Genomic DNA, 13,289 nt, shown 5'->3' with positions numbered 1-13,289 from the left:
TCGCAGATCGCCCTGTCCTATCGCCTGGAAAAGGCCGACGGTACTGCCGACCTGCGCGCCAAGACCCAGTTCATCAGCGCCATCGGCGAGGTGCAACGGCTCCTGGCCCCCGTGGCGCTAGACGCTGTGTCGGGAGCTCTCGACCCAGCGCTGCCGCAAGTGCTGATCGACATCCCCTTCGACAACTCCTTCGCCGTCGGCCAGTCGATCCAGCTGTTCTGGCTCGGCACCCGCCCCGAACTGACCCCGTACCTGCCCGACCTGGATTTGCGCCCAATCACCAACGGCGATATCGACAAAAAGGAACCGCTGCGGATCATCGTCGACAAAAAGCACTTGACCCCGATCAACGGCGGCAAGCTTGAGCTGTACTACCAGTTGATCATCAAGGACGGTGTACTGGGCACGATGAACCGGGTCAACGCCACCCACGCCATCCGCGAATCGATCCACGCCGACATCCTGCAAATCGGCGAACCGCGCCTGGAACTGCCGGAGCCGAAAGTGGCCGGCGTAGTCGACGGCGTGCTGCCCGCCGACACCCAAGGCACCACCCTCACCGTGGTGTACCTGAATACCGTCAAGGATGACGAAGTGGTTTACGAGTGGTTCGGTTCAAAAACCGGCAAGACCATCGACTCGCTCATCCTGAGCTCGTTCACCGCCGGCAAACCGATTGCGTTCACCATCGACGCCAAGGTGATCAAGGACAACGAAGGCGGCACCGTATCGGCGTCGTATTTCATCAAGCGTGCGGCGGGTGGGACGAGTTATTCCAATCCGCAGGATTTCAGGGTCGGGCGTGCTGTCGAGGATTTGAAACCGGTGATCAGCACGGTGAAGGATTCCAAGGGTGAAGACATTCCGCATAACGGTGGCACAGTCGATCCGAAGATCAAACTGACCGGCACCGCAGCACCGCTTCAGGAAGTCGAAGTGTTCGACAATGGGGCTTCAAAAGGTAAATACACCGCCAATGACGCTGGCATCTGGACCTGCGAAACCACGCTGACCGGCATTGGTACTCGCACGCTCACTGCCAAGGCGCTGTACGGTACGGGGCAGGTATCGCTTGGCAAAATCTTCACACTTTCCAATGCCATCAAGCCAACCATCATCTCGGTGAAAGACTCCAAAGATGTGGATATTCCCGATAAAGGCACCACGCTCGATACCACCGTCAAGTTGACCGGCGGCGGCACACCGCGTCTGAAAGTCGAGATCTTTGATGGCACGACACCCAAAGGCATAGCGGAGGTGGGTGCCAGTAATGGCAGATGGGAACTTGAGGTGACCGGCCTAAGCCTGACGGAGCACAGCTTTACCGCCAAGGCGCTGTACGCTCCGGGGGAGAGTTCCGTCGCCAGGACGCTGACCGTCGGCCTGTTTACACCGATCAAACCTTCCATCAAGGAAGCTGCCGGCAGCAGCAATCTGAACCCGATCGCTGCAAAGGAGCGCTTGACCGTGGTGGTGCCGCAATACACCGGCATGGACAGCAACGACCAGCTCACCGTGACCTGGACTGGCGCCGCCAACACCTTGCCGGGTGGGTCGCACACCTCGACGGCGTTTCCCGTGGGCACCGTTGGCCAGAAAGAAATTGAGATTCCCAATACGGTGGTGGCTTTCAACTTGGGCAAGTCAGTGAAGGTGTTCTACACGGTTACGCGTAACGGTGTGCCGACCAAGTCTGCGGAGTTTGACTTGAATGTGCAGGTCATCCCGAATGGCCATGCCGAACTCACCAAACCGACCATCGATGGGGCAACGGGCGATGTCCTGGATGTCAAAGCCTTGCCAGCCGGCGGCAGCACCCGTATCGCCCGTTGGCCGTTGATTGCCGTGGAACAAACCTTATGGTTACGATTTTCCGGGACCAAGGCCGATGGTTCGGCTTACACCTCGGCGCCCTATGTGGCGACTCCATTAACAACCGAAGGGCTGCCCACCGGAGTGCGCCCGTATACCCCGGATTTGCGTGGTTTGAAGGATAGCTCGACATTGCGGGTGGAGTTCAAGGTTGGGTTTGATCGCAGCACCGATGAGGCCAAAGCGGTAAGTTTTCAGTTGCGGAATTACACCGTTAATACGCTGCCAAAGCTCATCGTGGATACGTCACCGCTAACCCTCAGCGGAACAAACATAAAGTTTCTCGGAGTCAGCCCGCCATGGTCAATAAAAGGAACACCCCCGGGCACATCAGAAACTCGTGAAGCGAGCGGCGGAGTCCGCCCATATACCTACGTATCTTCCAATCCCCAAATCGCCACCGTCCATCCCACTGAAGGCATCATCACAAGCGTAGACAACGGCTCAACAACCATAACTGTGACAGATACAGCTGGCCAGACCGAGAAGATCGAAGTTGAAACAGCCAACGTAGTCCATGTTTATTACAATCCCATCAGTCTCACGCTGGGAAAATATGAAGAATGGTTTAAGGAAGTCGGCGGACGGGAACTCACTAATGGGCAGTGGAGGAGTATCGAAACAGCAATAGATGCAAAATATATGCACTCAGGAAGTCCACCCCAGAAATATTTCATTACTTGGCTCAGTACCCGCCAGGTTAATCCAGACTATATTGCAGGCTTGGAATGGTTCCCCCAGGACCGCAAATTTGTGATTAGCCCTTACGGAAGTATCACTTTACTCTCTTTTCCAGGACTTGCCGTAATGAACGAGCCAAACTAGTTGCTGGACTCCATCGTATTAATTCGATATTAACCCACCTCATCCACTTCCTACTCAGACAAGTGGATGAGGTTTCCCCTAAAGATTTGCAATCTTTCGCTTAAACTGAACGCCACATAAGAGATTATGACCAGCAACATTTTTCCCAAGACGTAATCCTCTGCTCACTACATTCGACATAAGTCGTGACCCGAATTCTGCTTCAAATTCAGCTGATCAAAAAGGTTATTAATACGCCCACACAGACATAACTAATTTTCTATTTAAGCTAATATAAACCCAATTTTTTATTTTCGGTATAAGCAGAACAGACTCCCCCACTTAACTCTTCTTCTAAACGTCTTAGGAAACGGAACACGATCACACTGTTGTAACGGGCTTGTTCGCGAAGGCGGTGTATCAGTCAGCATTTATGTTGAATGACCCACTGCCCTTGTGAGCAAGCCCACTCCACAGGGATTTGTAGCCATTCTGTAAGGGCTGCGATCTTTTGCTTTTAAACAGTCGCGTTTAAATGAAACGGCAAGACACGTAATCAGGCTACACGACCTTGCGTAATTGCCTACAGCTACGCCAGAATCCGCCGGCTTGTGCGCCTTGGGGGCGGGTTCTATTGTGGTGCGGTCGCTGACTAATCAGCGATCGGGTTTAGCAGCCCGGGTTATCTCTAGACGCATAAGGTCCGTTGTCGTTATGGCGGCTTTGCGTGGGGCACTTCGGTGCGCCGGGTTCTAGAGTCCTGGTCTGCTAACCCGCGTACAGCCGCCACCTCCTTCGTTAGCAGCGAACGGTGGCAGGTTCATTACTCTAGAGGCTTTTGCCATGATAAAACCAACACCTAACCCGCCCGAAACCGACCTCACCTCCCCCTACGAATCCCTCGATTCGAAAAAACTCAACGACGCCGCCGACCGCGCCCTCGATCACTATCTCTGTCCGCCCGGGTCCACGCCACCGCCCCGCAGAACCCGCAGGATGTACGCCGTTACCGCCGACTTCAAAAACGAGGAGATGCTGGCCGATGCCTTCGAGACCCTTGCTTCGGCAAGAACCATAGCCAGTGACTTCGCCCACCTCTTGCCAGCGTCGCAACGCCGGACGTTGTTAGGGATTGCGCAGCTGATCATGCTCGGGGAGTTGGCGGTGAATCGGGTGCTGGATAATTTGCAAATTCCGGACTGACACCTGCCCCCTGTGGCGAGGGGATAAATCCCCTCACCACAGGTATGGTGTTTCTGAAGGATCGAAGTCGCAGATTTTTGGGCTGCTGTGCAGCCCATCGGGGCGGTGCGAGGGTTCGCTAAACCCTCTCATCACAATGACTAGGTGGAGCGAGCCTGCTCGCGATAGCGATCTTTCAGTCTGCATCCAGGTGACTGACACACCGCTATCGCGAGCAGGCTCGCTCCTACAGGGGAGGGTGGCGTTGTTTCGATCAGCGTACGGCGCTGACGCCATCCAGGGTCGAGAACGAGGTGTCCTTGGCCGTCAGCAAAAAATCGCGCATGTACGGCGCATCGAGCATGTCCGCACGGATCGCTGCGTACAGCGTGGCGAACAGACCTTTCTCGCCCAGCCGCTTGCCCTTCACGTAACCGCGCGAGCTGTATTCATGCAGCGCCCAGTGCGGCATGCCGCAGACGCCACGGCCGCTGGCGACCAGTTGCATCATCATCACCGTCAGTTCCGAGGTGCGTACTTGTGCCGGTTCGATGTCGGCCGGTTCGAGGAAGCGCGTGAAGATGTCCAGACGATCGCGTTCCACCGGGTAGGTGATCAGCGTTTCCGTCAGCAAATCCTCAGGGACGATGTACGGTTTGCTGGCCAACGCGTGCTGATTGGCCACCGCGAGCATGGCTTCGTAAGTGAACAACGGCACGTAGGTAATGCCGGAGATGTCCAGCGGGTCGGAGGTCACCACCAAGTCCAGGTCGCCCCGGGCCAGCGCTGGCAGCGGGGCGAAGGAGAAGCCCGAAGCGAGGTCGAGTTCGACTTCCGGCCACGCATCGCGGAACTGATCGATGGTCGGCATCAGCCACTGGAAGCAGCTGTGGCATTCGATTGCCATGTGCAAACGTCCGGCGGTGCCGCCGGCCAGTCGACCGATATCACGCTCGGCGGCGCGCAGCAGCGGCAGAGTGGCGTCGGCCAGTTGCAGCAGGCGTAGGCCGGCGCTGGTGAAGCGCACCGGTTTGGTCTTGCGCACGAACAACGGCATGCCCATGCGCTCTTCGAGTTCCTTGAACTGGTGGGACAGCGCCGATTGGGTCAGGTGCAAACGATCGGCGGCATCGACCAGGCTGTCGGCTTCGCGCAGTGCGTGCAGGGTTTTCAGGTGACGGATTTCAAGCACCGGCTGGCTCCATGAGGAAAACTTGTGATCAACACGAAAAGGTTGAGTTTGTCTCATGTTGGTCTGGCTGTCGACAATGGCGCCATCTTTTACGCAAATGGAGCACCTTCGACATGGCCGTGGCCCACACCCTTGGTTTTCCGCGCATCGGCGCCGACCGCGAACTGAAAAAAGCCCTCGAAGCCTACTGGAAAGGCGATCTCGATCAGGCCGCGCTGAACCAGGTCGGCCGTGATCTGCGCGCCGCTCACTGGCAGTTGCAGAAAGATGCCGGCATCGACCTGCTGCCGGTCGGCGACTTCGCCTGGTATGACCAGGTGCTGACTCATTCGCTGACCTTCGGCGTGATCCCCGAGCGTTTCGACAATGTGCGCGATGAACACGGCCAGCCGAGCCTCGACACGCTGTTCGCCATGGCTCGCGGCGCGACGGCAGGCTGCTGCGGCGGCGAGCACGGCAAGACTCAGTACGCCCAAGAGCTGACCAAGTGGTTCGACACCAACTACCACTATCTCGTCCCGGAATTCACCGCAGACCAACCGTTCAAGCTGAGCTGGGAACAGCTGTTCGACGAAGTCGAAGAGGCCCGGGCACTGGGGCACAACGTCAAACCGGTGATCATCGGCCCGCTGACTTACCTGTGGCTGGGTAAGGCTAAAGGAAACGAATTCGACAAGCTCGATCTGCTTGAACGCCTGCTGCCGGTGTACAACGAAATCCTCGGCCGCCTCGCTGGCCAAGGCGTGGAATGGGTGCAGATCGATGAGCCGATCCTCACCCTCGACTTGCCGCAAGCGTGGAAAAGCGCCTTCGAACGCGCCTATCACATCCTCCAGTATTCGCCGCTGAAGAAACTCGTGGCGACCTACTTCAGTGGTCTGCAAGACAACCTCGGTCTGGCCGTGGGCCTGCCGGTGCAAGGCTTGCACATCGATGCGGTGCGGGCGCCGGAGCAGCTCGGTCAGGTGCTTGATCGCCTGCCGACCTACAAGATTCTCTCGGTGGGCCTGGTCAACGGGCGCAACGTCTGGCGCTGCGAACTGGAGCAGGCGCTGGCACAACTGCAACCGGCGCAGGAGCGTTTTGGCGACAACCTGTGGGTCAGCAGTTCCTGCTCGTTGCTGCACAGCCCGGTGGATGTCGAGCGCGAAGACAAGCTCGATCCGGAACTCAAGAGCTGGCTGGCGTTTGCCGTACAGAAGTGCAGCGAAATCTCGGTGCTGCGCAATGCCTTGAATGATCCACAAGCGCCCAAAGTGCAAAACGCACTGGCTCAGAGCCGGGCGATTCAGGCCAGCCGTGCGCAGTCGTCGCGCATTCATAAACCCGAGGTTCAGGCGCGGATCAGCGCGATCAATGCTGAGGACAGTCAGCGTCATTCGCCGTTTGCCAAACGCATCGCCCGGCAACAGGCGCGCCTGCAATTGCCGACGTTCCCGACCACCACGATTGGCTCGTTCCCGCAGACCGGTGCAATCCGGCTGGCGCGTCAGGCGTTCAAGCAGGGCAAGCTGTCGGCCAACGATTATCACGACGCCATGCGCAGTGAAATCCGCCACGCCGTGCAGGTGCAGGAACGCCTCGGCCTGGACGTGCTGGTGCACGGTGAAGCCGAGCGCAATGACATGGTCGAGTACTTCGCCGAGCAGCTCGACGGCTACCTGTTCACGCGTTTTGGCTGGGTGCAGAGCTACGGTTCGCGCTGTGTGAAACCGGCGGTGATTTATGGCGACCTCAGTCGTCCACAAGCCATGACCGTTGACTGGATCACCTACGCGCAGAGCCTGACCGACAAGGTCATGAAAGGCATGCTCACCGGTCCCGTGACAATGCTGATGTGGTCGTTCCCTCGCGAAGACGTGTCGCGAAAAGTCCAGGCGCAACAACTGGCGCTGGCCCTGCGTGATGAAGTGGTGGATCTGGAACGCGCCGGGATCAAGATCGTGCAAATCGACGAAGCCGCTTTCCGCGAAGGCCTGCCGCTGCGCCGGGCGCAATGGCAGGAGTATCTGGATTGGGCGGTGGAAGCGTTCCGTCTCACAGCCTCCGGCGTCAACGATGAGACGCAGATCCACACCCACATGTGCTACAGCGAATTCAACGACGTGATCAAGGCGATTGCCGCCATGGACGCCGACGTCATCACCATCGAAACCTCACGCTCGGACATGGAATTGCTGGAAGCCTTTGAAGCGTTCGACTACCCGAACGATATCGGCCCGGGCGTCTACGACATTCACTCGCCACGGGTGCCGGACACGGCGGAAATGGTCAAGTTGATGAGCAAGGCAGTGAAGCGGATTCCTGCCGAGCGACTGTGGGTCAACCCCGATTGCGGCCTGAAGACGCGTGCGTGGCCGGAGACGGAAGCGGCGCTGGTGAACATGGTGGCGGCGGCGCGGCAGTTGCGCAGCCAACTGGCGTAAACCTCTGGCCTGTCCGTTGATGCAGAACACCCGCTGAACCAAAAAGCCAGCGGGTGTTTTGTTTTAAGGGCGGCGATCAAAGCGCTTCGAAATGCGTCAACACCGCCGACTGTTTACCAATATCGGCATATGGCAGGCTGGCGTTATCGGCATGAGTCAAGAAGCGGTGTTCAGGCAGTTTCAGGTGGGCCTTTTCGAATGTGCGCATCACCGGCGTTGCGCTGGCGTAATGAAAGTGGGCATACCACAGTAGCTCATTGGGGATCAGGGTCTGATCCCAGATCTCATACTCCTGCAGGTAGTCTTTGCGCGCTTTTGGTTTGCTGAGGTTTTTCAGCAGGCTGGGTTTGCGGATCTCTACGGCGTCCTGTTCGATCAGGTCCAGCAGCATGCCGTCAGTGGGCCTTTTACTGGTCAGTGACTGGCGGGTACGCAGGTTGCGACCGGTGGCGATCAGCTCGTTGGCCTTGTTGCGTAGTTGGGGAATGACCGGATCCTGCGGCGCGACGTTCGCGATCCGGTCGGCGCGGTGGCTCAGCTCTGCGGCTTCACTGACCATCATGTGTTCAAGGTCGACCGGCAGCATGTCCTGATCGGCGTAGGACTCGACCCGGGCCCGATAACTCGCCTGAAAGTCGAGGCGTTTGCGCGCTTCGTTTACCAGTGTCGACAGGCTCAGTTGAGGCGGCGCCGGTGGCGCAGACTCTGTCAGTCGATACTTGCCGCTTGCGGTCTGTTCCCAGACTTCGCCGCTGTTCATTTCGAACTGAAGCTTCTTGTTTTTCTTGTCCCATCGCTCTACGCCGATCAGCCATTGATCGTCTTCGGTGGGAAAGACTTTGCGATTGATACTGCCTTGCGGTGGCGTGGCATGCACCGGGGTGCCAATGTTTTTGCGCGCCTGTTCGCCGAGCTTTTCTATCCCGGAGATCAGCGGCTCTATCAGTTCTTCATGGAAATACTGCGGGTAGCTGGCGGTCCAGACTTTCATTTCACGGATAAATTGCGCGTACGTATCGACGCAGTCTTGAAGAATGGCATCGCGCTGTACGCGGGTGACGTTGGCGCTGAGCAGATCGTGATGGGTATTGAGCGCACGGGCGACCTTTTCCCGTAATCGGCGCGCCTGCCCCAGCAGATAAATCCATGAAGCGTCGCCGACGCTACCGGCACGCTGTACCGCCTCAAGGCGTTGATAGGTCTTCTGAAAGCTCAGTAGAAACGGACTGTGTTTGGCGTTCAGGTCATCGACAAGGCTGGCCACCAGTTTCTTGTCTGCCGCAACGCGAACGCGTTCATACCAATGGTTGACGTCAACCCTGAGGTCTTCCATCCGGTCCAGTTTGCGCAGGTATTCCAGCCGCAGTTGGCGGCGCTCTTCCATCAGTGTCAGGCGTTGCGCGAGAGCATCGTGCGGCAGTTCATCCAGTTGCCTGTTCAGTTCCAGGATCCGTTTTGTCAGTGGCACGGTACTGTGCGAGTTGTGAATGGCGCGGCGTGTGTATCGGTCAGCCAGGAGTGCGGCGTTTTTGCTTTGCATCTCGATCAAGGCGCGACGTTTGTTGCCGTGGGTCAGCGGTTCCAGTTCAAGCAATGCCTGATAACGTCGGGTAGCCAGTTCAATATCACCGATGGCGGCAGCTTCGGCGGCAGGCAGAAGGGGTTGGCGTGCCGCATCCGTCTTCGCGGCGCCATAACGGTTGATGGTTACGTCGCTGTTTCCGCCGCGTCTTTCCAGTTGCACGGCAAGGTCGTCGGCGAGCTCGGTCAGGTAGTGATGACGGCGAAAGGTCCGGTCCGCCCACCAGCGCGGCAGGCGTTGACGAATTGCCTGCGGCCAGATCGGATCAAGCGCATCAGCCAGATGCCCAGCCACATTTCCGCCACCCAGACCACCGCCCTCGAACGTACTGCCGTAGACGCCGAACCAGGTGTCCCATTCGCCGTTTTCATTGAGTGCGACCGGTTGTTTGTAGGTGGCCTTGCGCGTGCCGCGCAAGCGCCAGTTGCGTGAATCGTTGCTGCGCTGCACCTCGAAGATCCGCCCCTGACGCAGAATGAAATCGCCGTCGGCATGCCGGTAAATGCCGCGATACACGCCATCGCGGCCCGGTTGCAGGCCGGCCAGGGAAATCGGTTTTTCATATTCGTAACCCGAGAACCGTACCGCGAGATGTCGAGCCTGACGCCGGGATGTGCTCCTTAGCGCTGCCGTGGTTCTGAGTAACACGCGCATCTGGCGTGCGCGAGTCACTGAGCGGGCCGCACGCGACAAGGCCGAAGACGCCAGTTCACCGGGCAGCAGATCCATCGCCGCGTCGATCAATGACAGCAGGACCGATTCGAGTTCGGCCAGACCGTCACCGACCTCGCCACGCAGAAACGCGGCCACCGCCTGGTTGGCCGCCGTCCAGGCATCGTAAACGGCGATGGCGCTGCCGATGAAGGGCAGCAGGCCGATGGCCATTTTCAGGTAGTTGAACGCGCGCGGTCCCTTCAGCGCGTGGCGTTCCATGTACAGCGCATCGTTGGAGCGCGAGGTGCCGCGATGGGCTTCGATCAGCCGCCCCATGTGCGCATCCAGCAAGTGCGCGGCGAACGAGGTACTGGCCGGCCAGCGCTCGCCGACGCCAATGATCGCGTCGAAATGCTTGAGCACGGCCTGGTTGAGCCGGCTCACGTGCGCCCGGACGTTACCCTGCAAGGCGCGGCCGGCCAGATAGCGGATCCAGGTGTCCTGTGTGCACATTCTGTACAACGCCATGCGCGCTGCTTCGAGGTTGTCGTATCGGCGCAGAAAGTGGTCGTCGGGACTGTCGGGCAGGTACAGCAGAGTGATGCCGCTGACCTGCTCCTCGATGAAGGTCACACCGGACAAGGTGACCGCACCTTCATTGGGCGTGTCCGTGCCGCCGGCGCTGAGATAGGCCGGAAGAATGACCACGCGTTTGCGCTCGGATCGCCAGGCTTGCGCGGTGTTGGCGTCAGCAGCAATGGTGAGGATCTGCAATTCCTCCAGGCTGATGTGGTGTTGCAAACGGGCGAATTCACCTTGCAGTTTGAGCATCGCGCGCCAGGGTTCGATCAGGCATTCGCGGCGATGCTCCCTGACGAAAGCCGATTCGTCGGACGCGCCGGTGAACGCTTCGCGAATGCGTTTTTCGTAGGCCTGGGGCAGATCCAGTTCCGGCAGCACGCGTTTCAGCCAGGTCAGGGTGAGACCTTTTTTCAAGGTTTCAGCCTCGACCGCATCGCTTGCATTGACCTCCACCCGCATGTACGTCAGGCGCAATGAAAGCGGTTCGAGCTGCATTGATGGCGTGTTGTCGATGTTCAGTTGGGCCAGTTCCACCAGCGACATTTTGCTGCGGGTGGCACTGGGCTCCAGCACCAACTCATAGCCCGAGTGGCCGGGAGCGGGTTTGTAGCGTTTGACCATTTTTACCGAGTCGGGCAAGTCGAGGGTGATCTCGAAACTGCCCTTGAGTGCGAAGTCCTTGCGCAGTCGCTCATGCAGATGTGTGCGGGTGAAGTCGTCCCGTGGTTCCAGAGCGAGGGTCAGTTGCTTATGGCTGCGTTGCATCGCGAGCAGGAACGTCTCGGTCAGTTGCTTGAGCGCACTGCGCTCAGTCTTGCCGAGCCGGGCGAGCCAGTCCGGTAGCGTGTCGGCGAGCGTGCCGCTGTTTGCCTGCTCCAGCACCTGAGTGAACGCCAGGCTGCGAGCGGCGTTGACCGGCACCTGTAACGTGCCGAGGCTGCGCTGGCGCAGGTCGGCGAGTTGTTCGTCGTACTCGGCTTTTTTACTCGTGTCGGCAAGGCGCGAGCGCAGGAGGCCGGCCTGTTCGTCGAAGTCACTGGTCAGTTGGTTGAGGCCATGCTGCAGCGGATCACCGCTGATTTTTTTCAGCTGCAAGGCAAGTGCCGTGTCTACCTCGGCAATCTTGAATACCTGCTGTTCCAGCGCCCGCCGATTGGCGAAACGTTGCAAACCACCGCCCGTGCCCGGCCAGTACAGCAACACGCTGTGCGCAGACGCCCGATCGAGCAATGCCTGCGGGTGGGTCATGACAAACGGGCCGTTGAGTTCAGCGGGGGCCGAGCTCTCGGCATCCGGCTCATGGGTAGACAGGATCAGGCTGGCCGCGACATGCTCGGCGCCGGGGTTTTGTGGCGTGTCGAGCAGGGCCTTGATCCGGTCTCGTTCGTCCTGGTTCAGTTCGGCCAGCAAGCCTTGTAATTCGGCTTCGGCGTGCAGACCGCTCTTGTGCGCCTGGTGCAGGGCGGTGAATTCACGGTTGAACGTCGTCAGATCGAGGACGCGCGCACGGCCGAGCAAGGCAGTCGCAGCCTTGTCAGCGGATTGCTCGGCGGTCTCCAGCGTCTCGTGTGCCTGCTTGAAAGGTTGCAGGGCGGTGTTGGCATCGGTGCTGTCGAGCAGTGTTTCGAGCGCGTCGCGGTGCCGGTTGAGCGCTGCCTGGCGCAGGGGCCAGGGAATGTCGGCGTAGAGGCTACCGAACAGGGCCTGCTGCTCAGGCTCGATCACTACGTTGTCGAGCGTTGGCGGCGAGGCAAACACCGCGCCGGTCTTGCGCTGATGATCGGTCTGATCGACGTTGTCGAGGGCCAGGCTGGCCTGTTCGTACAGGTCCGCTTTGCCGACACTGCCATTGCGCAGCGCATCGAGCTGGGCTTTGTATTGGTGAGCCAGCAGATCGGTCATGCCTGCCGTCAATGGCAGGTGTCTGCCGGTGTATTCAAATTTCAGGTCGGTGTGCGGCAGACCGGCGGGTACCAACGGTTGCGTCGATAGCCAGGTCTCAAGGTCCTGACGTTGGGCAAACACCTGGAATGCTTCGGGTCGCAACGGCAAGTACAACCACTGGGTGACCGGCGCCTCGGTCCCGAAACTGATGACCCAGGCAGCGGGCAATTTGACCTTGCTGCCATTGCTCAGCACCAGTGACAGTTGCTCGGTGGTGATGGAGGGTGTGGCGGCGCTGGCCTCCTGTAGTGTGGCGAGCGCCAGCAATTGTTCGGCGGTCAGGCTGCGCCGGGCGAAGGCGAGCTGCGCGGCCGCGTCCAGATGTTCGCGGTACAACTGGCTGGCGCGCTCGCGGCGCGATACCGGGCTGCCCGGCGCGCGGGCATCCCAATAGGTGTTCCAGCGCGCCTCCAGGGCCTGTTCGAGGGGGAGTGCCTTGAGCTTCGCGAGCAATTGCACCGGCGTGATGCCGAACAAACTGTGAGCGGTAGAAACGCCGGTGACCTGACAGGACGCATCGGCGGCAATTGTTGCCGATGGCTGCTGCAAGACAAAGGCACACACCTGCACCAGCGGGATGAACCGTTGCGGACGCGGGTCCTGCGCGTCAAAGAGCAGGCCGACGCCGGTTTGTTCCAGATTCAGGTGCTGCTTGAGCACCTGTAACAGCGTGTCCCGCGCGGCAGGCACTTGGGCAAACAACTGGTGCAACACCTCGCAGCTTTCTCGCCAGCGGTGGGCGGCATCCAGCAGCAGACCCTCGTCGTGGTGGGCCGGCAAGCGCCCTGCGGTCGACTGGGCGGGCGGCTCAAGGGTGGGGGTGTTCAACAATAATCGATCGGGCATGGTTAACGGCTCGCGGTGGGGAGCGGCGGAGGCGCTCCGGTCCTGAGCCATTCAACGGCGAAAGCGCTCGGCCATGGCGGTAGATAGTTATCGCCTGGGCGATGACCGCTCGGCACTCTTCATCAAACTGTCATCGAACTGTGGCAGCGCGCTTGTACAAACTTCATCAGACTCGCGCTCTACTGGGGTTCTGCGTTTCGGTGTT

At 59.3% G+C, this 13,289-nt stretch carries 5 protein-coding genes; 3 read left to right on the top strand and 2 right to left on the bottom strand.

The genetic code is table 11. The features are described from left to right. On the top strand, positions 1 to 2,697 hold a 2,697-nt coding region (locus tag AC3WMT_RS17285; protein WP_492577875.1), incomplete at its 5' end, for an immunoglobulin-like domain-containing protein. An 822-nt stretch (positions 2,698 to 3,519) separates the two neighbouring features. After that, positions 3,520 to 3,879 carry a DUF6124 family protein gene (locus tag AC3WMT_RS17280; protein WP_315449314.1) on the top strand — a complete coding sequence of 120 codons (360 nt, stop codon included), beginning with the start codon at positions 3,520 to 3,522 and terminating at the stop codon, positions 3,877 to 3,879. Positions 3,880 to 4,132: 253 nt separating this feature from the next. On the opposite strand, the gene metR is transcribed toward AC3WMT_RS17280, so the two are convergent. Beyond that, positions 4,133 to 5,050, bottom strand: a complete 918-nt coding sequence (metR, locus tag AC3WMT_RS17275; RefSeq protein WP_103305460.1) for a transcriptional regulator MetR — start codon at positions 5,048 to 5,050, stop codon at positions 4,133 to 4,135. Positions 5,051 to 5,163: 113 nt separating this feature from the next. Here metR and metE point away from each other — a divergent pair, with 113 nt between their 5' ends. After that, positions 5,164 to 7,476 carry a 5-methyltetrahydropteroyltriglutamate--homocysteine S-methyltransferase gene (gene metE / locus AC3WMT_RS17270; protein ID WP_103305461.1) on the top strand — a complete coding sequence of 771 codons (2,313 nt, stop codon included), beginning with the start codon at positions 5,164 to 5,166 and terminating at the stop codon, positions 7,474 to 7,476. A 76-nt stretch (positions 7,477 to 7,552) separates the two neighbouring features. On the opposite strand, the gene AC3WMT_RS17265 is transcribed toward metE, so the two are convergent. Next, positions 7,553 to 13,084: a dermonecrotic toxin domain-containing protein gene (locus AC3WMT_RS17265; RefSeq protein WP_103305462.1), complete on the bottom strand. Its 5,532-nt coding sequence runs from the start codon at positions 13,082 to 13,084 to the stop codon at positions 7,553 to 7,555. Positions 13,085 to 13,289 lie beyond the last annotated feature (205 nt).

The organism is Pseudomonas sp. FW305-7 (assembly GCF_058786735.1).
This window is presented reverse-complemented; position numbering and strand designations above follow the sequence as displayed.